The 25,175-nt window shown below is 44.9% G+C and carries 24 protein-coding genes and 1 pseudogene; 6 read left to right on the plus strand and 19 right to left on the minus strand.

Annotation, left to right across the window (positions count from 1 at the left end; translation table 11 throughout):
- The coding region (locus tag ADU23_RS34185) for an IS3 family transposase (protein ID WP_442950646.1) at positions 1–90 on the plus strand (90 nt) is incomplete at its 5' end.
- Between the two features lie 94 nt (positions 91–184).
- On the opposite strand, the gene ADU23_RS05930 is transcribed toward ADU23_RS34185, so the two are convergent.
- The gene (locus tag ADU23_RS05930) at positions 185–730 is read right to left on the minus strand and encodes a 50S ribosomal protein L25 (RefSeq protein WP_053372902.1); all 546 of its coding nucleotides are present in this window, start codon (positions 728–730) and stop codon (positions 185–187) included.
- A 605-nt stretch (positions 731–1,335) separates the two neighbouring features.
- Here ADU23_RS05930 and ADU23_RS05940 point away from each other — a divergent pair.
- The 3 genes from ADU23_RS05940 to ADU23_RS33120 all read left to right on the plus strand — a co-directional run bounded on the left by ADU23_RS05940 (position 1,336) and on the right by ADU23_RS33120 (position 4,153).
- Positions 1,336–2,480, plus strand: a protein-coding gene (locus ADU23_RS05940) for an IS3 family transposase (RefSeq protein WP_157265639.1) whose coding sequence is annotated in 2 segments (ribosomal slippage) — positions 1,336–1,609 and positions 1,609–2,480 — 1,146 coding nt in all. Because the reading frame shifts where the segments join, the coding sequence is not laid out codon by codon here.
- Positions 2,481–3,023: 543 nt separating this feature from the next.
- Positions 3,024–3,533 carry an Arm DNA-binding domain-containing protein gene (locus tag ADU23_RS31990; protein WP_053372905.1) on the plus strand — a complete coding sequence of 170 codons (510 nt, stop codon included), beginning with the start codon at positions 3,024–3,026 and terminating at the stop codon, positions 3,531–3,533.
- 62 nt (positions 3,534–3,595) lie between these two features.
- Positions 3,596–4,153: a site-specific integrase gene (locus tag ADU23_RS33120; RefSeq protein WP_053372906.1), complete on the plus strand. Its 558-nt coding sequence runs from the start codon at positions 3,596–3,598 to the stop codon at positions 4,151–4,153.
- 127 nt (positions 4,154–4,280) lie between these two features.
- Here the strand turns inward: ADU23_RS33120 and ADU23_RS05955 are convergent, their stop codons facing one another.
- The 7 genes from ADU23_RS05955 to ADU23_RS05985 all read right to left on the minus strand — a co-directional run bounded on the left by ADU23_RS05955 (position 4,281) and on the right by ADU23_RS05985 (position 11,777).
- A complete protein-coding gene (locus tag ADU23_RS05955) occupies positions 4,281–4,919 on the minus strand; it encodes a DUF4145 domain-containing protein (protein WP_053372907.1) in 639 nt (212 codons plus the stop codon).
- Between the two features lie 20 nt (positions 4,920–4,939).
- Positions 4,940–6,370: a P-loop ATPase, Sll1717 family gene (locus tag ADU23_RS05960; protein ID WP_053372908.1), complete on the minus strand. Its 1,431-nt coding sequence runs from the start codon at positions 6,368–6,370 to the stop codon at positions 4,940–4,942.
- Positions 6,371–7,002: 632 nt separating this feature from the next.
- Positions 7,003–7,848, minus strand: a complete 846-nt coding sequence (locus tag ADU23_RS05965) for a sulfurtransferase (protein WP_053372909.1) — start codon at positions 7,846–7,848, stop codon at positions 7,003–7,005.
- Between the two features lie 264 nt (positions 7,849–8,112).
- Entirely contained in the window at positions 8,113–9,273 is a 1,161-nt protein-coding gene (gene trpB / locus ADU23_RS05970) for a tryptophan synthase subunit beta (protein WP_053372910.1), read from the minus strand.
- Between the two features lie 472 nt (positions 9,274–9,745).
- Positions 9,746–10,582 carry a hypothetical protein gene (locus tag ADU23_RS05975; RefSeq protein WP_053372911.1) on the minus strand — a complete coding sequence of 279 codons (837 nt, stop codon included), beginning with the start codon at positions 10,580–10,582 and terminating at the stop codon, positions 9,746–9,748.
- A 12-nt stretch (positions 10,583–10,594) separates the two neighbouring features.
- Positions 10,595–11,395, minus strand: coding sequence for a hypothetical protein (locus ADU23_RS05980; protein ID WP_053372912.1), 801 nt, complete (start codon positions 11,393–11,395; stop codon positions 10,595–10,597).
- 16 nt (positions 11,396–11,411) lie between these two features.
- Complete coding sequence (locus ADU23_RS05985) at positions 11,412–11,777, minus strand: hypothetical protein (protein WP_053372913.1); 366 nt, start codon at positions 11,775–11,777, stop codon at positions 11,412–11,414.
- Positions 11,778–12,730: 953 nt separating this feature from the next.
- Between ADU23_RS05985 and ADU23_RS05990 the strand changes: the two genes are divergently transcribed.
- On the plus strand, positions 12,731–13,771 hold the full coding sequence (locus ADU23_RS05990) for an NAD(P)/FAD-dependent oxidoreductase (protein WP_053372914.1): 1,041 nt from the start codon (positions 12,731–12,733) through the stop codon (positions 13,769–13,771).
- Between the two features lie 494 nt (positions 13,772–14,265).
- Here ADU23_RS05990 and ADU23_RS05995 read toward each other — a convergent pair whose 3' ends face one another.
- From ADU23_RS05995 to ADU23_RS06010, 4 genes and pseudogenes are all read right to left on the minus strand, one after another.
- A complete protein-coding gene (locus ADU23_RS05995; RefSeq protein ID WP_053372915.1) occupies positions 14,266–14,727 on the minus strand; it encodes a hypothetical protein in 462 nt (153 codons plus the stop codon).
- 23 nt (positions 14,728–14,750) lie between these two features.
- Positions 14,751–15,230 carry a GyrI-like domain-containing protein gene (locus ADU23_RS06000; RefSeq protein ID WP_053372916.1) on the minus strand — a complete coding sequence of 160 codons (480 nt, stop codon included), beginning with the start codon at positions 15,228–15,230 and terminating at the stop codon, positions 14,751–14,753.
- Between the two features lie 242 nt (positions 15,231–15,472).
- Positions 15,473–15,895, minus strand: coding sequence for a DoxX family protein (locus tag ADU23_RS06005; RefSeq protein ID WP_053377487.1), 423 nt, complete (start codon positions 15,893–15,895; stop codon positions 15,473–15,475).
- An 11-nt stretch (positions 15,896–15,906) separates the two neighbouring features.
- Positions 15,907–16,125 (minus strand): annotated as a pseudogene (locus ADU23_RS06010) (effector binding domain-containing protein); the annotation flags it as partial.
- Between the two features lie 105 nt (positions 16,126–16,230).
- Here ADU23_RS06010 and ADU23_RS06015 point away from each other — a divergent pair.
- Positions 16,231–17,205: a helix-turn-helix transcriptional regulator gene (locus ADU23_RS06015; protein WP_053372917.1), complete on the plus strand. Its 975-nt coding sequence runs from the start codon at positions 16,231–16,233 to the stop codon at positions 17,203–17,205.
- A gap of 302 nt (positions 17,206–17,507) precedes the next feature.
- Here ADU23_RS06015 and ADU23_RS06020 read toward each other — a convergent pair whose 3' ends face one another.
- From ADU23_RS06020 to ADU23_RS06055, 7 genes are all read right to left on the minus strand, one after another.
- Entirely contained in the window at positions 17,508–18,431 is a 924-nt protein-coding gene (locus ADU23_RS06020; RefSeq protein WP_197286044.1) for a serine hydrolase domain-containing protein, read from the minus strand.
- A gap of 210 nt (positions 18,432–18,641) precedes the next feature.
- Positions 18,642–18,887, minus strand: coding sequence for a rhodanese-like domain-containing protein (locus tag ADU23_RS06025; protein WP_053372919.1), 246 nt, complete (start codon positions 18,885–18,887; stop codon positions 18,642–18,644).
- 62 nt (positions 18,888–18,949) lie between these two features.
- Entirely contained in the window at positions 18,950–19,813 is an 864-nt protein-coding gene (locus tag ADU23_RS06030; RefSeq protein WP_053372920.1) for an alpha/beta hydrolase family protein, read from the minus strand.
- Positions 19,814–19,951: 138 nt separating this feature from the next.
- Positions 19,952–21,190 carry a molybdopterin-dependent oxidoreductase gene (locus tag ADU23_RS06035; protein WP_053372921.1) on the minus strand — a complete coding sequence of 413 codons (1,239 nt, stop codon included), beginning with the start codon at positions 21,188–21,190 and terminating at the stop codon, positions 19,952–19,954.
- Between the two features lie 338 nt (positions 21,191–21,528).
- Positions 21,529–23,121, minus strand: coding sequence for an extracellular solute-binding protein (locus ADU23_RS06045; RefSeq protein ID WP_053372923.1), 1,593 nt, complete (start codon positions 23,119–23,121; stop codon positions 21,529–21,531).
- Between the two features lie 70 nt (positions 23,122–23,191).
- Positions 23,192–24,085 (minus strand): carbohydrate ABC transporter permease, encoded by an 894-nt coding sequence (locus ADU23_RS06050; RefSeq protein ID WP_053372924.1) that lies wholly within the window; start codon positions 24,083–24,085, stop codon positions 23,192–23,194.
- A gap of 41 nt (positions 24,086–24,126) precedes the next feature.
- Positions 24,127–25,050: an ABC transporter permease gene (locus tag ADU23_RS06055; protein WP_082198389.1), complete on the minus strand. Its 924-nt coding sequence runs from the start codon at positions 25,048–25,050 to the stop codon at positions 24,127–24,129.
- Positions 25,051–25,175 lie beyond the last annotated feature (125 nt).

The following is a 25,175-nucleotide window of genomic DNA, read 5'->3' on the forward strand; positions in this document are numbered from 1 at the left end:
CGAGACTACATCACTTACTATAACGCAATTCGTATTCAAACGAAACTAAAGAACCAGTCGCCGATTGATTACAGGCGACTGGCCGTTTAAACTTGTAAGGTGTTTTGATCCCTGTCTCATAAATGGGGGTCAGTCCCGCTGCAGATACGACGTGTTTTTAATAGTTGAAACCTAATAGGATGAGTTAAGGCTTCAGTACAGATACTAGAAACTCGTTTTTGCCGGAAATAAGTGTAACTTCTGATGACAAATCCAAATCCTTTACATAGACGGATTCACCGATATTCATGCCGCTGATATCATATTCTATCACCGACGGCAAATGCCTTGGCAAAGCTTCTACCTCAATAAACTCGGACTGAAGTTGCACGACCCCGCCCTGCTTCAATCCGATTGGTTTGCCTATGAACTTTACCGGAATCTTTGTGCATACGATTTCGTTAGTCTGCACTTGCTGGAAATCAACATGAATCAAGTCACGCGTTAACGGATCTCGCTGGAGATCCTCAAGCAGTACGGACACCGAATCTTTCCCGTCAAGCTGTATATGGATAAAACCGGATGCACCTTGCTTCAACCACCTATGAAATTCTATCGTTGAAATATGAACCATCTCATTTTCTACATTTCTACCAAACACAATACCTGGCAGACGTCCTGATTTACGTAGATTACGAAGCCCTGATGTATTCAAATGTGTACGTTTCTCTGCTTGCATAAATGTTGTCATGCTTAACTCTCACCTCTTTATTAAAAGATCTTAGCGCTGGTTCCTTAGTCGCTGAATCTTCCCCGATAGGGGATAAAGAGCGAAACATAGCATCACCACCTCCATGTTCTGCCGATTACGGCACAATACATTTAATGTAAAACCTCCGTAAATATACAGGAAGGCACCCCACTTCGGAAAGTGGAATGCCTATCTGTAACCCACACCGTATCATAGAAACGTCACGTTGTCTAATCAAGACGCTGGCCAATTACGGGCGAAGGGTCCGGCATCTTTGTGTATTTTGTACTGGGTCTCTCTAAGCTTTTTGCTTGTTGGTTTATAGCAAAGGGGTCGGGAAGTCACCTTAATGGTGTCTGCCCCGGCCCTTTCTCTCTGTGTTTAACACATTAGGATGAATACGAGCGTACGCTAGGTCTCTGAAAATGATTCATTTCATCATTCGAAATCCATTTGTTGACCTCGTGTTGAGTTCAAGACATAAAAATACATCGCCGTAGTTTACAAGCTGGGGACTGACCCATAACGTGAGACAAATCAAAACACCTTCAAGAAGGTGGAACCATGTCGTAAGATATGGAGACAACCTTGGAGGTGTTTTTACGTTGGCAACAAGAGTGAGTTACCCCGTGGAAATAAAGGCAAAAGCAATTGAAATGAGAATAGCAGGCATACCGGTCAAGGAGGTAATGGAGCAACTCAACATACGAAATAAGACGCAAGTAGAAACTTGGATGCGGTGGTATCATAGCGGCGAGTTGAACCGCTTAGAGCAGCCCGTCGGCAAACAATACAGCTACGGTAAAGGACCTGAGTTTACCTCAGAGCTGGAGCAAATAAAGGCGGAGAATCGGTTCTTAAAGCAACAATTAGATGTGCTAAAAAAGTACAAGGAGATGGAAAGGAGTTGTCACCAAAAATCATAGTTGAACTGGTTGAGTTGATTCACGGGGAAGTTACGATCACCAAAGCTTGTTCATGGCTGGGTGTGCCACGTGCTACCTATTACCGATGGAGAGCAAAAAACGAAACTCGGCCATTGGACAGCATGGTTGAAGAGATTCGAGAACTCTGCACTGARAATAAATTCCGTTAYGGATACCGAAAGATTACTGCACTGCTTCGAAAAAAGTACAAGATTAATCACAAGCGCGTACAACGAATCATGCAATGTKAGCAGCTTCAATGTCGAGTCAGAGTAAAGAAACGAAAGCATACAGGGCAGCCTGCTTATGTAGCTGAGTACCTGTTAAAGCGGCAATTTCAAGCYGAAGCACCKATGCATAAACTCGTCACGGATATTACGTATTTACCATTCGGCGGAAAAATGATGTACCTATCKAGCATCCTCGATTTATATAAYGGAGAGATCGTAGCTAGCMGTCTATCHGATACRCAAGAYACGGMCTTTGTYCTGGATACACWYAATCAATTGCCAGCTGTGCCWGGTGCGATYCTCCATAGCGATCAGGGCAGCGTCTAYACGTCSCAKGGGTATCARGAAGYTGTAAAAGGAAAAGGCATTACCATGAGCATGTCCCGCAAGGGAACGCCCGCTGATAATGCCCCCATTGAATCGTTTCATTCCACACTAAAGTCTGAAACGTTCTACCTCGAAGGGCTAACCCATACAACGACTGCAATCGTTGAACAGACCGTTCGAGACTACATCACTTACTATAATGCAATTCGTATTCAAACGAAACTAAACAACCAGTCGCCGATTGATTACAGGCGACTGGCCGTTTAAACTTGAAAGGTGTTTTGATCCCTGTCTCACAAAAGGGGGTCAGTCCCCGTGTATACGACCCCGCTGCTGTACCCACACAAAGAAGGCCGGTCTGCCCCCTCCTCGTGGGATTGGCTAACTGGCTCTTATCACTTTTAACGTTTCTTCTTACTCTTTTGTTTTTTGTCTCCATCTCTCACATCAAAGATGTTTATCTTATTCTCTGTTCCATGTCTGGCAATAGCATCATCCAATTCATTGTCTGTCCTAGCAATCATAAATTCCGAAACAGGTCCATCCTATTTATGCTTGTCTTGCTCGATGTTTACTCTTTAATTTTATATCGTGCTGTTTTCTTTGGCAAGCGTTTCAAAGGCCTGTAGACCCTTCCCATACTTCCATTTCCCTCCCATCGCCCACCACACAGGATCTCATCCGAATGCAATGTTACGACGATTGATACTCCTATCGCCTTGAAAGCAGTTTCTAACAAGAGATTTCCTAGACCTCTGAATTTTCTAAAATTTTTAATTGTGAAGAAAATCAACAAGGAGGCTGGCGATTATGCGAGGTTGTATCTCTAAACGAAAGAACGGAACGTACGCCTACACGATAGAAATGGGCAAGCACCCGGAAACAGGGAAAAGACGACAAAAGATGAAGGCGGGTTTTACCTCAAGAAAAGAAGCTGAGGCGGCGCTTGCCCACGCCCTCTCCAAACTCGGGCGTGGTAACTACATTGAGCAGACCAAGGAAACTGTGCAAGAGTATTTTACAAAGTTTCTTGCTATGAAGCGTCCGAACCTTAGACCAGGTACAGTCAAGGTCTACAAGTGGCTGATCAACTATCACATCATCCCAAAACTTGGGCAAATCCCGCTTGTTATGCTTACTCCTCGCCATCTCATCGGCATGTACGAGACACTTCGGGTGGAGAAGCAACTTTCTCCGCAAACAGTAAATCATGTCACAAGGTTATACATGACGGACTCGCTACAGCCGTTCGGCATGAATCGCTACATCGTAACGTTGCCGCACTCGTCCAACCGCCAAAAGTACCAAAAACCAAGATAAACGCGTGGACAGATGAACAACTTGTAGAATTCCTTAACTACGCTAAGCAATATCGCTACTACATGATCATTTTGTTAGCGGCTACTTGCGGTTTACAACGCGACGAAGCTATTGCTTTTCGCTGGGAGGATATAGACCTTGCCAAGGGGACGATCACAGTAGTTCAGTCATACACTCGCGGGGAACGTGGTCATATCTTCCAAGAACCAAAAACAAAGGCGGGAATCCGTACTATCGCCTTGCCACAAATGACGATAGAAGCTCTAAAAAAGCAAAAGGTCCTGCTTGCGCAGGACAAATTTGCCGCTGGAGCAAAGTATCAGGATCATGGGCTGGTTACACAAACCAAGTTTGGCTTCCCAGTAAATCCTTACTATTTTGAATCTCGCTGGCGCGATATGCTTCAGAAGTCTGGACTACCTAAAATTCGGTACCACGATCTTCGCCATACGCACGCGAGCCTTCTGCTCCAGCAGAACGTACACCCTAAGCTGGTTAGTGAGCGGCTCGGTCATTCAAGCATCGGCATTACTTTGGGTAGGTACAGCCATACGTATGGTGTAGACTATAAGGCTGCTAATGAGTTAAACCACTTACTCACCATCAGGCAAAATAGCTAAAAGAACTATCGAATGTAACGGCTTGAGTTGGCGAGCGTAGGCTGATCGTCAAAGCGAAAACGGCCCTTGTACCACTTCGTCCATTGCGGGAGCACCGGACCCAGCTCAAGCTGCGACAACATATACCTTATACCAATGCATTGTTCCTTTTATCAATAGCTTCTCTTATACTTATTGGTAATGAAGAGTAAAGATCATTGATTAAATTGTTCCTAGTTATCCTATCTTCCACTACATAATTTAATAGATGAAATAGAGAATACCCTGTATCAACATCATCCTTTAAATCCATTTTACCAGCATGGACAGCTTGGTTCCCTATTACTCTGAGACTATCTAGTGCCTGCTGTACAAGCTCTGGCAAACCAGCCTTCACCAATTCTTTTATTGCATCATTAATGTTCTCCGAATCTCCAACCAGTTGCTTACAAAGTTTTTCAACACACAATCTCAGCAGAGCAGAAGCACCTCTAGGAGAGATATTCACTATTTTTGATGCCTCAATATAGTCTGCTTTAATATCCTCGGGCATATCTTTGTGAGGTTGTGGCACATTTCCACCCAGAGGGTAAAATAACTCTTTCGATATCCATATCGAAAACTTTTTGCATTTTTGACACAAATTTGACTGCCAATCTTCTAATACCTCTCCCATTTCACTATCAGTATTCCAAGTAAGATTTCCCCATGTTTGCTGTGAGTATGTATTGCAATGGGGACAATTGAATGCGCCACTTTGAAATACAGGTTTATAATAATTATACATTCATCATTCCACCTTAATTGTTATCTTCTACCTTGCCTCAAACGAAGCTTCTTATGTAAGCCAAAGTGCACAATTATTTTTCCATTTGAGTTCCATTTTAAGGTATGATCCTTATATTTAAATGCCCATGTTGTATTACGAACAAGTGTCCCAATGGCCCCAAAGTCAAATAATGTTTCTAATATGTGTTCTTCAGATTTATTGTTATTCTTCATCCAATCACGAATAACTCTATCTTTGCCTAATTCTCTTCTTAAGTCATCAACATTCATCATTCCCTTCCCTACTCTTGTTAAGCAGGATAGTGCTTCTCCCCATACACTTAAATGTGCTTGTATTTCGTCACGCAATTCATTATAAAACCAATCAGAATATTCATTCTCTGCTTCTCTAACAACTTTAAATAATAGTTTTGGGTTTGCATTTTGTATTGAATTACAATACTTTAAAAATTTCAATAAATCACGTGGTCTTTCAAATGTACGATTAGATAAATACTTCCATACTGTGGCAACTGAAGCTGGCAACTCTGAATCACTGTCAACAACTATATCTTTCCAAGAATCATCAGTTACTGTTCCTAGGGAGGCTTTTATACGAGCATTAACAACCGATCGCAAAGAGTAAGCGGCGGTTGGACTCGAATTCCAGCGTAATTTTATTAAAGCATCATCTAATTTATTCAAATCGTTATCTTCTAAGTTTTGATAGATATCAGATCTTAATACTACAAGGAACCTATATGCGGTTTTTATTTCTTCTCTCTGCAAAATTACTGACAGCTCTTCTGTAGATCTTAACAACGCTAATAATATGAGCCTTAAACTACTATCCCCAGCAGAGTAACCCTCATCAAGCTCATCCATCAATATGAAATATTTGGAGTCAGAATTGATTTCTTTTAATTCATCTATCAACCAAGGTATTACTTTCTCGAAACGTACAGAAATCATTTCTTCCCCCAAAGTGGGATTAATTAATGAAGCATTCATAATGATATTCCCATTTTGCTCTTCCAACGACTGCAATGTTTCAGAAAAACTACCGAACGGAAAATTAGAGTAAAGAAATGTCTTTAATCTCACTGTTTGTGTTGAAAGAGTATGCATCGGATCATTTAATACTAATCTTGACATTTCAATAAGCATCAGAAACTTCCATATTGGGACATATTGTGATTTATCTCTAAAGGAACGATTTCTCAAGACTCGAAAAGACCCTATTGGAAATCCTCTTAGTGATAAATTAGCAGTATGCCATTGATGATTTAACTTGCTTTCTATTCTAAGCTTCTCACATATTGCTGTTTTTCCGGTCCCTTTTCTTCCAATTACATATCTTTTATTACCATTTAAAATATCTTCAAAACCGGGTATTGGATAGAAGTATTCACTCAGTTTTTCATCGCCATTTGCCTCATCTTTTCCCCAATCTACATTGTAAAAGGACATTTGAACTCCTCATTTCTTTGATCATTTATACTGTTTCAAGTATATTGTTTGCCCATTTATGATATTAGTAATGATGGAAAGAGTCTACTGCATCTACCTTAATTAACAAATTTATACACACTTACTATACCATAGTTTATCAATATAGTCCTTAAGGAGTAGAATAACAATTCCAAAGTACTATGAATCCCTCTGCCTCATTACAAGGTATACGCGCTTTAGGTTTTCACTTACTTTGTTTGGTTACAGATAACCATTAATATGAAAACTTTTATTTAATGTAATGTTGATTCTATGTTGACTAAATAATCTTTTCATAGCACGTTGATTCAATAAACTTGAAACTATGAATTTTTGCCCACACTAATACAGATGATAAAAGCATCAGCCACTCCCAAGAGGAGGGGCAGACCGGCTTTTTTTGTGTGGGTACAGCAGCGGGGTCGTATGAACGCGAGGGCCTGTACGATACGTGACGAAGCATAGAAACAAGCGCTCGGTGCGGAGCCTTCTGAAAGTGTGTACAGGAAGCAAGCGTTGACTCCGTGCTGACTTTGGGCATAAAAAATACATCGCCCAAGGCACTCGGCCCACATGGCGATGTATTCAAGATCCACATACTATACACAGGTCTAAGCCTTCTCCTCGTCACCGACAGCTACAGGATTCCCCTCAACCGAAATCCAATCGCTCCAGCTCCCCGCATACAAGCGCACTTTTGTAAAGCCTGCTTCCTGTAGCGCAATGACGTTTGGCGTGGCCGTGATGCCGGAGCCGCAATACACGATCAGATCGCGGTTCTTGTCCAGATCATGGAACCGATCAGATTGAGCAGAGACGTCCTTCCACGCGCCGGATTCCGTTAGACTGTCTTTCCAGAACCGGTTAATCGCGCCCGGAATGTGGCCTGCGACGCGGTCGATCGGCTCAACCTCGCCGCGGTAGCGAGGTGCTTCGCGCGAGTCGATGAGCGTTACTCCCTCGCTACCCAGCAGTTCCCTGACCTCAGCCATTTCCACTAGCATATTGTGCTGCACCGTTGCAAGGTATGTCGCAGGCTGCACCACTTCCTTCTCAGTTGCTACAGGCAACCCTTGGTTGAGCCAAGCCGAGAAGCCATTGTCTAGCACATAGACCTGCTCATGCCCCATATACTTCAGCAGCCACCACAGCCGGGAAGCCATCGCTCCGCCTTGATCATCATAAGCGACCACAATCGAATCGTTGCTTATGCCAGCCCTGCCGAGCGTCACCGTCATCGCAAAAATATCCGGAAGCGGATGACGTCCGCCATGTTCCTCGATCTCGCCGGACAGGTCCTTCTCCAGGTCCATATAAACAGCCCCCGGAATATGCGACTCCTCGTATGCTCTGAGCCCAGCACCCGGATCGTCCAAGCGAAAACGGCAATCCGCGATGACTAGTTTCGGCTCACCCATTTTCTCCTTCAGCCATTCCAACGACACGATATTATTCATTACAACTCGCCTCTTTCGTTCATTTATGTAATCCATTATGGAATCTTTAACCTGAGATTGCTCCGTTAGCCTTCCTATCTATAGTATATGGTGTGATTCCAATCTTCAATGGATGCTTCAGCCTATTATAAAACAAAGACCGGGAGTCTCTCCACTAAGGAGGCTCCCGGCCTGCTATTCCTAATGCTAGATTACTTAGTTGCAATCGTGATTGTTCTCAGCGTCCCGCACCCTATCCCGCATAGATGCAGCCGACGATTATTATTATTTAATCATCTGAAATACTTGCTCGACATCTTTGTCTCCGCGGCCGGAAAGGTTAATGATCAGGATCTGATCCTGATCCATTTTCGGCGCCAACTTTTTGGCATAGGCCACCGCGTGCGCGCTCTCCAGAGCAGGGATAATCCCTTCCGTACGGGAAAGCTCTTGGAATGCTTCCAGCACTTCCTCATTGGTAACCGTCGCATATTCGGCGCGCCCCGTCACCTTCAAGTGGCTATGCTCCGGCCCGATGCCCGGATAATCGAGCCCCGCGGCAATCGAATACGTCTTCCGCGGCTCTCCTTCCTCGTCCAGCAGTACCAAGCACTTGAAGCCGTGAATCATGCCCGGCACGCCTTCCGTTAAGGTCGGGGCTTGATCGGGTTCAACGCCGATCAGGCGAACGCCCGGCTCGTCGATGAAATGAGCAAATGCGCCAATCGCATTACTGCCGCCACCCGCACAGGCTATCACCGCATCTGGCAAACGGCCTTCCTTCTCCAAAATCTGCTGCTTCGACTCTTCACTGATGACCGCCTGAAAATGCTTGACCATTGTCGGAAACGGATGCGGACCAACCGCGGAACCGAGCAAATAAAACGTATTTTTATAATTGCGAACCAGATCGCCGAGCGCTTCGTCCACGGCGTCCTTCAGTCGTCCCTGCCCCTTATCAACCGGCACGACAGTAGCACCGAGCAGCTCCATCCGGAACACGTTGAGCGCCTGACGGCGCATATCTTCGGCTCCCATATAGATGACGCATTCCATATTAAACATGGCGCAAGCCGTAGCCGCTGCTACCCCATGCTGTCCAGCGCCCGTCTCAGCAATAATCCGCTTGGCGCCCATCCGCTTGGCGAGCAGAATCTGACCAATGGCGTTGTTGATCTTGTGCGCCCCCGTATGGTTCAGGTCTTCGCGCTTCAAGTATATTTTAGGTCCTCCCCACGCTTTGGACAGCCGCTCCGCATACGTCAGCGGGCTCTTGCGGCCAACATATTCACGCAGGTAATAGCTAAGCTCTTCCTGGAATTCCGGATCGTCTTTGAACTTGTAAAATTGCTCACTCAAATAATTCAGCACTTCCTGCAATTCCGGCGGAACGAAGCTGCCTCCAAACTCCCCGAAGTACCCCTCTTGCTGCAACTGTTGGTCCATAAGTAAGCGCCTCCATAAAATAAAATGGTCAATCTATCAAAACTATATTACCATAAATTCCATTTATATTTTATATACGCGATTTGTTATCCGATAGAGTTATAACAAAGGTCGCAACCGGATTCTCGCTATACCAACTCCAATCACTCCAGCTGTCGGATTCTCCTTGAAAATGCCTTCAGGAAGTACATCGAGACTACCGGAGATGCTGCTCCGGGACACTTGCCATTGTTCCGTTAGACTCATTATGCCGAACGGCGACAAGTGCCGGGGCGTTACTTTGCTCCGGGGAGAGTCATTATCGGGGCGGAGGAGCGTCAGCACCATTGGTTGGCGAAACAGAGAAATGCCGAGAGTGTACAGGCCGAGGATGGATGGATGGGGCCAGCCTACCGACCAACCAAGAAACACCTGACGACCACGCTCTCGTTAATGCAATAGACATAAAATAGCGGAGCATGTCCTGCTCCGCCTAATAAATCATTATGTAACGATGATAATGCCTGCATATATCAACAAACTTCGTAGTTTCAAGTTTAAGAGCACGCGGGACACTTGTACCGTCCTCAAAAAGTTCGAGGTAAAAGGAAGAGCTATCGTTTGGTCGTAGTCGAGGAATGTCTTCAACTTGTAATCTTCCACGTTTTACGGCTTGGAACATCGTAACATCCTTACTCATGAACGAGATGTTCGCCGGAACACTGATGTTGAGGTTTGTCTTAGGACCGTTTGCGTTCTTTTCCATGTTATCTCTAATACGAATGAGTCCAAAATCACTTGTAGCAATAGCGATGTTGTGAATCTGTGTTGGATAGTGAGAAAGGAGTAGGTAGGCAAGAGTCAAAATGGAAACTTCTCCGGCATTTTTCCTCGTCGTTTTTGTTTCTGCTTCTTTCATCGGAAAACCCTCATCGTAAAATTGGTTGATCCAGTCATCCCAATTGATAAGGTCTTTCCTCGACAAGAGGGATAAGAACTTCAAAGCTTCACCATGAGGAGCAGAAAGCTTAAACAGCTCCATCAACCGTCTCGCATCGTATGAGATCATTGCCGGATAGTCTTCTGCCTCTTCAAGAATAATCACATCGATTGGAATGGAAGCTACGTATTCGACCTTGCCCGTATGATGCCCATATTCCGCTTGAACCCATCCAGGGATTAACACTAAATCGTATCCTTCAAATACCTCATCTTGTTTGAGTACATCTTGATGCAGATAAAGGAATTGAAGCTTGCCTGAGTCGAGAATCAAGACTTTCGCTTCTGTCGCGTTTCGAAGCTTGTCCTCTAGTGCTTCGTAGTTAGCCATCGAAACGCTCCTTTACGATTTATTTAATTCACGTTTAAATTCTTTCTCCCATCCTTCAACAACTCGGAGGTTCTCTGCGAATAACTCCACATCGGAATGTTGTTTGATCTCTTCCTTAATGGGTCCTTTTATCGCATTCAAATTTGTGACATTCGAAGGTTTGATTAATGTATCGTCCAAAGAGTATTCTTGAAATAGACTTTCCCATGTTTGAGTCGTCAATTGCTTATCGAAATGAGACTTAATCACTTCTTGAAGAGCCTGATTTTGATTCTTTTTGGCAAGCTGATAGAGCTGAATAAGGACAGCTTTATAGGGAGACTTATATGACTTCATGCAATGAGCAATTTTAACGTAGAAGTCTTCAAATTCCAAGGTGTGATAGTAATCATACAGTTCGCCGTTACCGAAGATCATTTGGCTTGCAAAGTAATCTGCCTTACGCTCGGTTAAATCGAATTCAATGGAAATGTCATATCCATTCCCATGAAGTTTTAACTCTTCACTTTCGGTAAGGTGATAGATTTCATGCCAATAGATAAAGTATTGATACACGCGAGGTTGGGCAGTATTAATAATAGGCACGTTTTGCCCGTTAGGAAACCTGCGAATAGCTCCTCCCCAATTGAGGTCAGGAATAGGGACCTCAATTAATTGATTTAGCTTTAAGATCTCAAACGCTTGTTGCTCAATAGGGAAGGTACGCCATTTAATTAGACGTTTTTCTATATACGCAATATGGTCTTCAACTTCTTTGCTTATTTGAGCATTTAGTTCAACTGTTTCATCCAAGTTTGCACTCGTAATTCTCACTCGATATCACCCTTTCTTATTTCTGGTAAAGGGCATAGATGTCCAGAATATTGTCCAGCCCATCCAACAAATGCTGTGCTCTTTCGCTTCTTGCTTCGCCAATTCCGTGGTCGGAATATGCATATACTGGTTCAGGAGGCGTTATTATAATTCTGCTCTCCAAGAAGTAATTTTCCGGCAAGTCAAACCTTTGATTGATCGTAGCAATTTGGTTATTATAGATGGTGGAGTTTGGGCTTTCTGCTTTCAGGATTAGATCGATGGTTGGTCGCGATATACCTGTTAGTTTAGACAGTGAAATCTTGGTGTAACCTTTGAACCTCATAAACGCCTTGATGTTCTCTGCAATTTGCGTCCGGTGGTCGAAAAAGTTGATCGTCATTATAGCCACCTCTTTTCTAATTTATACATTCATTATACAGGACTTAGGTAAAATGTAAAAGCAATTTTTACACTATGTAAAAATGTTATATTCATTCCCGTATTTTTTATAACTTATACGTCCATTAGACAACATTCCTTCCGTTTAAACCCACATAGGGAATTTGTTCCTTATTAGACGCACACAAACGGCTCCCTTAGCCTTCCCAGGGAGCCGTTTTGTTATTACTCAACCACGATCTTCAAGTCTTTAGAATCGAGGACAAGCGTCTGCCGGACGCATCAACCAAAGCACGGATTGGAGCCATCCAAACGCCATCCTTATTCGTATTTCCGCAAAGAGACTGGCTTCATCTGCATTGTAAGTTACCGTATCTTTGCCGAGTTCATAACTAAGCGTGTGGTTCTTAAATTTGAACAGTCAGCTTGCTGTCGGTAATCGATACAGTGCCACCAAGTTCTTCTTTACTGCAGGTTGACTCCGCGTTGGCTTCGACTCATAAAAAATAAAGAGCAACGGCATGAACTGACCGTACTCTTTATTCCACATGCATACTTGTTGATTTTCTGTTGATCGTTGTTTGCATCTCACAGAATTATTGACTCGTATCAGCAGGCTGGGTTTGCAGCACCGCTATGACTCAGGCCCTTGTCAGTCTGTATCGCGTATTGTGAAGTATATTCGGGTTGACCGTTCTGTAAGTACTTTCAGGAGCCGAATGTTGACTACGTGTTGACTTCGGAGAATAAAAATACATCGCCTGAGCCAACTGGCTACATAGCGATGTATTCATTGTGAAAGTACTACTATATGTCCTTCGGGATTTCCTCATTGCCAACAGCCACCGTATTCCCCTCATAACTACTCCAATCGCTCCAGCTGCCTGCATATGTTATAACGTCGGATTATCATGACGCCTATGTTACACTAGGGTGACAAAGGAGGAGTCATTATTGAATAAACAAAAAATCGTGATTATTGGCGCAGGGATTGTCGGGGCGTCCGTCGCCTATTATCTGGCCAAACGAAATCAAGATGTAACCGTTATTGAACGACACTCCTCCGCGGCGCGTGAAGTCACGGAAAAATCTTTTGCCTGGATACATACGACTCATAGGGTGGCTCCCGAATATTGGCATTTGTACGATACGGCTTTGGAAGAATACCATACGCTTCAGCAAGAGCTGTCCGAACTGAAAATTCATTGGCATGGAGCGCTGACTTGGGGTACTCCGTCCCTAAGGGAGCAACTCCACTTTCAAAAATTAAACCGGGAGCAGCTTGAGGCATTGGAGCCGAATCTGAAGGAATATCCGGATGAAGCGATGTTTGTCAGCGAAGAAGGTGCATTGGACCCTATAGGGGTAACGGAGCTGTTGCTCAACAAAGCGCGGGAGTACGGAGCGAAGGTTCAGTTCGGTACCAACGTTACACAGCTGCAGCAAGAAGATTCCCGTCTAGTCGGCGTCCATACGTCCAATGGTTTTCTGGAGTCGGATGTCGTGGTATTGGCAGCAGGTACAGGCATACCCGAACTTTGCAACCCGTTAGGTTGTCGCGTGCCGGTAACGTCGTCGCCTTCCATTCTGATTCGGATGAAAACTGCAAATAAACTGATAAGCACATTAATCTCAAATGCGCAATTTGAAGCGCGTCAACTGACAGATCATACGCTGCTGGCTGCGGAAGATTATATCGACGAGTCGGAGGAAAACGGACCAGAGGCGGTCGGTAAGCGAGCGTTCGACACGTTGCGCCGCAGTCTGAAAGACGGGGATCAACTGGAACTGGAAAGCATAAAGGTCGGGATGAGACCAATGCCTGAAGACGGCTATCCGATCGTGGGCTTCCACGATCATATAAAAGGACTTTATCTGGCGGTGATGCATTCTGCAATTACGCTGGCGCCGCTGATTGCGCATCTGGCTGCAAGCGAAATAATCGATCGGGAATCAAGAAGTGAATTAGACCCTTGTCGACTCTCCCGATTTTAGGACTACTCGAGGGATGTTCCCGTTGCTTCTCGCGCGTGAGGTCTTTAATCAGTACGTGAAGTGCTGTAGTGCAATATAAAGCTCCAGCATGACGATGACGGTCGTCCGACCACGAGCAAACCCAACATTACCGTTTTGTAAGCACGTTCACCCCCATTCGTTGACTCCGTGTTGACCTCGATACTCCTTGGAATAACGCAAAAGAGTACATCGCCACATCAACGATGTACTCCAAATTACATACTGTATATCTGCTTAAGCCTTCTACTTTTCCCCAGTCGCAATAGAATTCTTACTGTAAGAAATCCAATCGCTCCTGCTAAAGCTCACTTGAACTACTGCTTTTAGAAGGATCGAGTCATGAAGAACAGTAACGTATGCATTCTTTTACTTTAGGTGCTCATGGCAATCATTTTTGAACGAAAGGAAAATACTTGGACGCCTTTAAGTAAGCTTAGTAGCCTCCAATCCCCCCGCTTACGTTTTTACTTCCTTTAATATTGTCCTTTAATGACAAAAAACGAGCCCCGAATGGTTCCAGCTAGTTTAGACTTCTGCCTAGCAAACTTAAACTTCCCTTCCAACTCCTTTGGTACCTCCATACCCTCAGCAAGCTTAAAACCAACGGCCCGCTTCTTAGGGTCATCAACCGTATACATGACATTAATTCCAAGACCATCCTCATAAAAGACGTAGGTAAATTGGATATTTTCCACTTGAAAACGCGACGTTTCTAAAGGTTTGGCCGTAAACACTATATCACGCTCTTTCAAAATGCGGTTCACATACTCAAGGTTTTCCTGACTTTCGCTTGCGGGTACGATCGTAAATTCATGTTTGTATTTGTTCATAAAGTAACGGGCTTCATTCGCACGTAAACCAGCTAACGCTTCTGCTACAGGTGAAGACTCTAAACCCACCGTAGATACATTTTTGAAATCAACGATATAGGACATTCTCATCTCTCCAATGAATTCGTTTATTTTCTAACAACTGGAATCCATACTTCACCATAGACGAGGCCGTCTCGCTGCCCCATCTCAACCGTTGCATTGGGTCCACCAACATAGGCGAAAATTTGGGCTTCTGGCAAGACTTGACCAAAGGCAATACCTGTAAGCTTATTGCTCATCTCTTCGGCCGTATTTCCTTCGCCTTTAACGACAAGGTATTGCCCCTTCGGGAATTGAATAACTCTGTGCTCTTCCGGTACCGATGCTTCTGTCATCACGCCGGCATAATACATCATCCTGTGATTTACAGCTTCGTTCACGGCAAAAATGTAGTCATTCGTGGCAATGGCCTTTAAAGCGTTAAGCCTTCCATCCTGCTCCACTGCCCGCCAAAAGTTTTCCTTTTCCTTATTTATGCCGGCATAATCTGTGTAATCGCTCTTCAACTCCGTGCCAATACCTAGAACGATAAAGCTGTCTTTTTCCTCAAGGGTATACACTGCCATGATCAACACTCCTTTTTTTGAATGGATCAAATGATTTGTTTTTCACTTGATGCGTTTATAATAACTATTAATCATGCCAAATTATGAAGCTGTTTAAAGGGCCCGATGACATGTCTGCTATTGCTTCAGATATATCCCGCAACCGAATGTTCTCTTCCACAGCGCCACTTCCTAATATTAGTGCTATAGGTAGTAGAAGTCTATTGGAGCCATAAATGGGCTGGCGTTAATTTTACTACCCATTAAAGTTTGCGGCTTTTCGGACGCAGTGCCCAGGAGGCAATGCCAAGCGCTGCATAGAAAAGCGGAAGAATAATATGGAATCCGTAATCGCCATAATCATTAGCGAACGCATGAGACAGGACCGCACCCGTCATTAGAAAAAAGATACCGCTATAAGCCCATTCCTTAAGCCGTGGAAAACCTGGCATTACGATCGCAATGACTCCAAGCAATTTCCAACCTCCGAGAATGTTCGTGATATATAACGGGAATCCAATATCCGTCACTAGATCGGCATTCCCCCCATATCGTATCAGTTGCCCGATACCGCTTAATGCAATTGAGAATGCCAGTATTATTGTGACAGTCCAATAAGCGACCATCCTTCCAATAGGACGGTATCCTGCTTTCGCGATTTTTTCATTACCCACGATCGTACTCATCTTCATTCCTCGTACATCCTCTTGTGATTTACAGCTTCGTTCACGGCAAAAATGTAGTCATTCGCGGCAATGGCCTTTAAATCGTCAAGCCTTCCATCCTGCTCCACTGCTCGCCAAAAGTTTTCCTTTTCCTTGTTCATACCGTTATAGTCCGTGTAATCGCTCTTTAGCTCCGTTCCAATCCCCAGAATAATAAAGCTGTCTTTTTCCTCAAGGGAATATGCTACCATGATCGACACTCCTTTTTTGAATTAATTAAATAATTTGTTATTTCACTTGATACGTTTATAATAGCTATAAATCATGTCAAAATATGATACTGTTTAGAGGGCCACATGAAAAAAGTTGAACGGATTAACATCATCATGCGGTACATCAACAACCGCGCCCACTTTACCATTTCTGAAATCATGCGAGAATTCAACATCTCTCGTTCGACGGCGATTAGAGATGTCAGAGAAATTGAAGCGATGGGAATGCCGCTTGTCGCCGAAGTCGGGAGGGACGGGGGCTACTTTGTCATGAATAACTCTGTCCTACCCGCTGTCCGCTTTACCGATAATGAAATTAAAGCTCTTTTTATTGCCTTTATGGCTACAAGAAATCAACAACTCCCCTATCTTAAGAGTCGCCAATCTTTAGCGGAAAAAATACTCGGCCTCATCTCGAATAACCAGCAGGATGATCTTGTTCTGTTAAATCAAATTTTGCTGTTCGAAGGAACCAACCCCCATAATCCCGACCTGCTCGATCTGACAGATCTGCCCCATCCTATGTTAGAACAACTCATCCAAATCCTTCTTATCGACAGCTATTTAGTGGTTTCCGTCGAAGAAGGAAGAGAAATAAAGTCTTATCCCATTTACCTCATGCATCTATATCGTGAAAAAAGCTCATGGCAAATTGAAGGCTTTGACTTAGATGAGGAAAAGAGGCGGATAATTTCTGTCGATAATCTCACCGATGTCAAACCATACCCTGAGAAAAAAAGAATAAGCAAGAAGAAGATTGTCGAACAATTAAGCAAGCAGAAAGAAGCCATCAACCTAGTCCTCGAACTCGGACCAAAGGCGATTGCCCAGTACAAAAAATACTATCCTTTACATATTTCCATTTCATACACAAATCCTTATCAAACTACAGCCGTTCTAAAAACATTTATCAATGTTCATCATGCGGAGGAATTGGCTGAAATAACAAATTGGCTGCTTTTTCTAGGTAGTGACATCAAGGTTAGGGAGGTGCCGAAAGAGATTTTGGAGAGTTTGCAGGAGAGGGTGGATGTTTTAGCGGATAAAGCGCTGGAGTAAAGAGAAGCAAGACCTGGATGGGGAAAAATTTTGCTGAACGCAAACTCCATCTAACAACGAAACAACACGAGTGCATAGCGCACTACGTGTTGTTTTCTTTATCCACATCGAATAACCCTAACCGATCGTATGGTTAGGCATTTCCAAAAAATTCGCCCTACTTATGATACGGTTCCCGCAATGTATCTAAGCACAAAGTACAATTTGACCATAATATCTACATCAGTATATAAAGTGAAAACCACTCCTGACAATGGAGTGGTTTCTTTAACAACTTCTCTTTTATTACACTAATGTCTCCGTTATTTTAATGACTTTTCTCTACCTATGATTGCTTCAAATATTTTTAACCCTGTAGAGTCTATCATAGTTCCTTGAGATGGCTCTTTTTTAGTAATCCATTTTATTAATTGAGCAACATAATAATCCATAAGAGAATTCGAGAAAAAAGAATAATTGGATAGCAATACAATTCCTACACGGAGTTCCTTGTTGWAAGCTAGATARCTGTTAAAACCAGCTGAACCCCCGTTATGCCAGAGGATACCWTTATCTAGAAGYTTATCCTCACCCCAGCCAAAATAAMGGTTTGAATYTCCGATCCATATAGGGATATGACTTTTTTGCAGTGTAGAGGCTATCGGATTATCATCATTTAGATTGGCTTGGACAAATAAACTCAAATCGTTAACCGATGACTTAATCCCCCCAGCTCCTTCATGTATAGAGAGATCCCAGTGAGGGACTCTCTTCCCAGTTGAAGCATGTCCATTCAAAAACCTTCTATTCTGTTCTGAATCAAGTGTAACGGCTGTCTCATTCATCTTTAATGGGCTCGTTATGTATTTTTTCAACAGTTCATCATACTTGCTTCCTGACACCTTGCATAGAATATTCCCCAGTAAGCCCACACCGATATTGGAATATCCAAATGAACCAATACTATCCGTGTAGTCAGCATTARATAGAAAAGCAGTTAAATCTTGCTCGGTATACATTGAATAAGGATTCGATCTTTTTTTAGCCAGATTGTGGTTTGTTGCCAATATAGGTAAACCAGAGGTRTGAGTAGCAAGGCTTTTCAAGGTAATCTTATTCAAATAATCGTTTTTAACGTTTGGCACAAACTTACCAACCATGTCATCCGAGGAAAGCCGTTTTTCCCGTTCCATTTCTAATAAGAGAATGGATGTGAAAACTTTGGTTATGGAGCCGATTTCAAACAACATATGCTCAGGAGGAATCGTACTTCTCTTTTGATTATTACTGAACGAAAATTATTCAATACCGCCCTCTCTAATAATCCCGATCGCAAGATGTAAATGTTTCTTATCTTTCGTGTAATCTGAAACAAAATTATGTAAATCCTTCATAGTAACAGCTACTCCTTTTAGTTTTATGATGCTTTCATTACTCGAATGTTGAAATTACGTTAATCAACCAAGTACAGCAGCCAGAGCTTGCGCCCCCGGCAGCGGGTGGCGGCCGCCCTCTCCATTCGGACGATTCGGCGCTGAAAGATCATGATTTAAACTTACATAATAAGCGCCTGGAATATGCGCTTCCGCATACGCCCTCTCGCCCGCTTCTGAATCGTTTAGCGCGTACCTCGCATCGACGATAACCGTGCCTTCCACGCCTAACTGCTCAAGCACCCAATCCGCTTTTTTATAATAAGTCATTACAGCCAGCTTCTCTGCACTTTATTAAATATCAACCGCGAGTTTTCATATCTTTCCTATAATCATTCGCCTGCCGCAGCTCGCTTCAACAACGGAGCAAAAAAAGCGCCCGTCAGCGCAATCGCTCGCTCCAAATCATCGGTCGTCCCAGCAAAAGGATGCACCGCGCCGAATGTATGGGTCGCCCCCTCCAGCGTCGCAAAGCGATGGTGCGGAGCTGCCTTTTGCAAGCTGCGGTAGCCCTCAAGCAGCCGCTCCGAATCCTGCGTGCCTTGAATGAACAACACGGGCGTGCGAAGCGCCGCCGCTTTGGCCGTAATATCGAGCTGCTCCTTATTGCGGTCCAGATCTTCAAAAAATACAGCGCCGATCGGCATCTGCTGCTTCGTCCTCGCATTCTCTACATAGCCGACTCCGTCCTGCAGCACCTGCTCGCGGAACGCCGCTCCGAACAAGTTGACGTCGGCAATTCCGTTCCAAGTCACAACGCCCCGTATTTCGGGATGCTCCGCCGCAAGCAGCACGCTGTTCCCGCCTCCCCGGCTATGCCCAACGATAACAATCTGCTCGTTATCCAGCCGCTCCGCAAGCGGAAGCTTCCCCTCAAGCACTGCTGACAGAACAGCGGACAGATCCTGCTGCTCCTGCGAGTAGGTGTTCTGCCCGAACTTATCCAGCTCGTCAAAATCATGCTCATTCACGCCGTTATGTGAGAAGTTGAACGTAACAACCGCAAAATCCTGCCGCGCGAATCGTTCGGAAGCATATGGAAAGAACGCCCAGTCCTTAAAGCCTTTAAAGCCATGCGCAAAAAGAAGGACAGGCTTGCGCCCTCCCTCCTCATTCACTCTTACATCGCCTTTAATAAACACGCCCGCGCCCAGCTCTAACGTAAACGTTTGATGTAAAATGCCCAAATGAGTCATCCGCTGCACCTTCCCTATCCCTATTTTAAAAATGAAAGTTGATTGGCTAGCCCTGAAAAATACCTCTGCTGCAATCATCATAGCATTTATTCATAGTATATTTGTAGGATTAATGTGTGATTCGATTCCCATTACACTTTACACCCAAGCATCATTCGCGTAACCGCGAGCTTCCCAATACCCGACATGCTCGCCTTCGATCAGCTCAATTCGATTTAGCCATTTGACCGATTTGTAGGCGTACATCTTCGGAACGATAAGACGGACAGGCCCGCCCAGATCGCTCGGAATCGGCTTGCCGTCATGCATAACCGCAACCATGACATCGTCCATGTCGGCTTGCTCAAGCGTTAAAGTATCGGTATATACGCCATCGCCCGAATACAGCTTTACCGTTTGCGCGCTAGACTTCACGCCCGCCATCCTCAGCAGCTCCTTGAGCGGAATGCCTTCCCACGTGTTTTTGTACACGGACCAGCCGGTCACGCAGTGAAAATCGCTAACCTGCACCGTTCGCTTAAGCGCCACAAATTGCTTCCAATCCCATTTGAACGATTTTTCGACCAAACCATCTATCGTAAACGACCAATCCGCATTCGTAAAAGAAGGGATCGGCGTTACCGTGTATACACGAAACTGCCCAACTGCGCCTCCCCCAAGCGGCGGCGCGGACGCAGGCAGAGGCTCCGGTGCCGGCAGCAGCTTGTTGCTGTCGCTCTCAATCAGTTTATCTATGGACTGGCTTCCCCCCACATTTAAAAGCGAGTTGCCCAGCCATTTTAGAAAGGAAGGCCCGACGGTAACCGCAAGGCCAATGCCTATGGCTCCGCGAATAAACGCTTTGCGCGTATAAACGGCTTGAGGCGAGCCGGCAGGATGAATAATATCCGTTTCCCGCTCATTTTTGATGGTGCGGCGATTCGGCTCCTTCAGCCACTTAACCCGGGTGATCGAGTGGTAAATGATGTACGGAAGCCCGACCCAAGTCAGCAAATCATGAACGGCCAGCGCAACATTGGATACACCCGGGCCGACCGCCCTGAACTGCCATAGCAGCACACCGGATACGAACCAGCCAAGCAATAAACCAAGCACAACAAGCACATTAAATCGCTGCCACGGTTTTTGCTTGAGCTGTTTCCAGTGCTTGCCCGCAAGCAGCAGGTAATAGATAACCGGCAAGATGGATGCAATTCCTACGACAACATGAGCCCACTTGATCCATACTCTGCCTTCACCGAGAATGCCGCGCCAGAAGCCGCCGATCAGTATAAGCCCGGTCAGCGCCAAAATCACGACAATCCAGCCGTTCCAAGCATGGAGCGAAACAAGCTTTTTCCCATAGCCCTTGCGTAGCCGTTCCAATAGTCCGCTCATTTACCTTGCCTCCCCTCCTCCGTTAAATCATTAGCCAAAAAGCCCATTCCCGCACCTTCGAGACCGATGGAAAAAGCTCCACAAGCACGCCCTCGTATTCGCTGGCCTAAGCCCTCTTCCTTCATTATAACGCCGTTCGGACGCGGATACGATCCCAGTTGTTTTTCTCGCCTCTCCCATCTCCATGCATGGTTGGCAAGGCTCACGGCATCTCGCATAAAAAAGACAGACCATCCTCCATGAGGAATGATCTGTCTCCCGAAAATCTCCGAAAAGCCATTCATATAGGCTGCCTCTACGGCAAATCATCCGCCGTTGAGACAGCCTTCTTCAATCGATTATTTAATTCCTTGCGCCGTTACGTACGCTTGCCATTGCTTCGTGTATTCCGCTTGAATTTTTTCAAGACCGGCTTGCTTCGCTTTTTCCATAAACGTGTTCAAGCCTTCTTCTACGTTTTTCACAAGACCAGCGTTAAGCGGGAACAGGTATTGCTTCTCCACTTGCTCAAGCGCTGCTCTTTTTGCTTGGTATGGGGTGTAATCTTCAGCGAAACCTGTAAATTTATCAGGCACTTGAATTTTATCAAGCTTTTCGAAGATTGCTTTTACGCCGTCATAGTTTTTGTCAAACAGCATGTACTCAGGGTTTCTCCAAGCCCAGCCGTTCATGCCCTCGCGAGGGAAGCCGTTGGAAGTGGAATCGCCAATCATGGAGTAGTAGCCGTCTTTCACTTCATAGTTTTTGCCTTCTACGCCGTATTGCGTAAGCAGGTTGTAGCGTTTGTCCGTAACAAGCTTCTCGTAGAACGCAAGCGCGCGCTCTGCGTTTTTGCTGCTAGCTGGAATTGCAAAGCCGTTGTGGATGGGGTGAACCGGCGTTGCAATGCCGTTTGTTTCCGGGTACGGCGTGTAACCGAGCTTCCAATCCGGGTGAGTCGCTTGAATCTTGATAACCATATCATTGTAGCGAGTCGGGTTGTCGCCAAGAATAGCTGCTGCTTTGCCGCTTGTGATTTGATCCTGAAGCGTATCTTTAACAGCCAGCACGTTTTTCACCATGTAGCCGTTATCCTGCCAGCGCTTCAAGACGGTCAAATCTTCTTTTTGCTCGTCTGAACCCCAGTAGGAGTATACCTCGTTAGGCGTTGCATATTTGATGCCGATACCGTATGGAAGCGCGCCGACAGGAGAGTGAGAAATGCCTGTGAAGCGGTCCATTAGGTTTGTTTTTACGTCAGAGTTCATGGAAAGCGGTGTAACTGTAGGCTCGTTTTTCTTGATGCCATCTAGGTATTGCTCGAATGTTGGTATATCTACCGGTGTAGGCAGATTGTACTTCTCGCGAAGATCTTCGCGCCATACAAAGCCGTCTGTTACATACTCTTTGTAAGTAGCTGGTACCGTGTAGATTTTACCGTCGATTTTTACAGCTTCCCACATATCTTTAGGCACGAAAGAGTTCAGCGTAGGCGCAGCTGCCGGAAGTATTTCATCAAGCGCTTGGAAAGCGCCTTTCTTCGCATACGATTGGTATTGCGTCCAATCAGCTGTGAAGATCAAGTCAACCTGTTGGCCTGAACCAAGCAGCAGCTTATACTTTTGATCCCAATCCGTCCAAGACGTGTAATTGAATTTAACTGTAGCATTCAAATCTTCCAATGCCATCTTGTTTACTTGCTCTTGGATGGAAGCAATGTCTTTAGGAGCATCGCCCAGCATATAAAATTGCAATTCCACTTTTTTCGAAGTATCAATTCCCGTTTTTTCCTCAGCGCCCGCATTAGTCGCGCCTTCTGTCTCTTTTGGCGCATTTGTTGCGTCTGCGGCATTGCCTCCGTTATTGTTGTTCGATCCGCAGGCTGCCAGAACCGTAATAAATACGATAATCGATAGTAACATGGAGACGGCTTTTGCTGCTTTCCTTGTCATGTGAATCCTCCCTTTAATAAGTTCTTATCTATGTTAGCTAAACGCGGAATAACCAATCCCTTGTCTAGTTCTAACCTTTAACCGCACCAATCGTCAATCCTTTGACAAAATAACGCTGCACGAACGGATACAGGAACAGGATCGGTCCAGTTACGATGATGGACATCGCCATTTTGGTCGATTCCGTCGGCATGTCGGAGCCTAGCGATACGCCTGTGCCCGAGCCCATCTGCGCAATAAAGCTCATCGCATTAATGACGTTGTACAGATAGTATTGCAGCTGGTACTTCGTCGTATCGTTAATGAACAGCGAAGAGGTGAACCAGTCATTCCAATAATGAAGCGCAAGGAACAAACCAACCGTTGCGATGCCGGGCATCGACAGCTGCAGCACGATCCGGCTATAAATCGTAAAGTCGTTGGCTCCGTCGATTTTCGCTGATTCGATCACCTCATCCGGCACGGCGGAGCGAATGAAGTTTTTCATCAATATAATAAGGAAGGGCGTCATGAGGCCCGGGAAAATCAGAACCGTAAGCGTATCGGTCAGCTTCAAATACTTGGTCATCAGGATGTACCAAGGAACAAGCCCGCCGCCAAACAAAGTCGTGAAATAGATCATGAAGGCGAAGAAGTTGCGGTATTTAAAATCTTTGCGCTGCAGGACGTAACCTGCCATCGTCATCAGGAACAAACCTAGCGTCGTTCCGATCACGGTCGTAAAGGTCGTAACGCCATATGCCGTTAACACCTGCTTCGGAAAACGGAACACCGTCTCATAACCCTCGAAGGAAAATACGGTCGGGATTAGATGATAGCCATCTCTAATGATCGCCTCGTTCTGCGTAAAGGAAGCGGAGATGATCAGCAGGAACGGAAACAAGCAAGCTACGGTTGAAAGCAGAATGACTACAAATGCGATTAGTCTAAACCACTTCATATAATTGTCGTCTTTGATTTTCATAGGTACCTCCTACTGTGGGCTGTGAGCTGCAAGCTAATCGCTTAGAACAATGCGTATTCGTCGTTGATTTTTTTGATAATGTAGTTGACGGTCATGATCAGGACAAAGCCGAACAACGATTGGTATAGCCCTGCTGCCGTCGACATGCCGATATCAAACGTTACTTTCAGCGAGCGGTACACATACGTATCGAGAATATCTGTCGTATTGTACAGGACGCCGTTGTTGCCGATCAGCTGATAGAACAAGTCGAACTGGCCCTTCATGATGCTGCCGAGCGCAAATAGCAGAAGCATAACAAACGTCGTCTTCAGCATCGGAACGGTAATGTACCAGATGCGCTGGAAAATGTTCGCGCCGTCGATTTTGGCAGCCTCGTAATATTCTTCGCTGATCCCGGTAATCGATGCCAAATAGATGACCATGCTGTAGCCGATATTTTTCCACAGGTAGAAAATGATAATGAGGAATACCCACACCCAAGGCGTATTGTAGACGTCTACCGATTCGTATCCGAATGACTTCAGCGTCGAGTTCAGAAATCCGCTTTCGTAGTTGAACACGTTGTAGACGATAACGCTTAATATAACGAAGGAAACGAAATAAGGCAGGAACATGATGGATTGCGTCAGCTTCTTGAACCACTGCAAGCGCAGCTCGCTCAGCAGGATGGCAAGTGCAATCGCAAGTACGTTGCCAAGTAAAATAAATACAATGTTGTAGCCGACCGTATTTAAGGTTAGCTTAGCGAGAACCCCCGATTGCCACAAAAACTTGAAGTTTTCGAGTCCCACGAACTGGCTATTGAATAAGCTCGTATTGAAGTCGAATCGAGTGAAGGCGTAGTAGACGCCCACCATAGGTACATACGAGTTTACAATAAAGAAGATTAGCGCCGGCATTAACATAAGGAAGAGTAAACGGTTCGTCACCAGTTCCTTTAGCAGCCCATTTTTTTTCAACATGCAGATGATGTCTCCTCTCACAGCGTTCTGTTCTTTTTTTGCGTTGTCTGCTCTGTTCCCACTGTACGTCTCGCCTGATGCTGCGGAAAAGAGTAAGAAAGCAAAGTCAGTGAACGAAATAGCGA

It is taken from the genome of Paenibacillus sp. FJAT-27812 (assembly GCF_001273905.1).
Lineage (GTDB): Bacteria > Bacillota > Bacilli > Paenibacillales > Paenibacillaceae > Pristimantibacillus.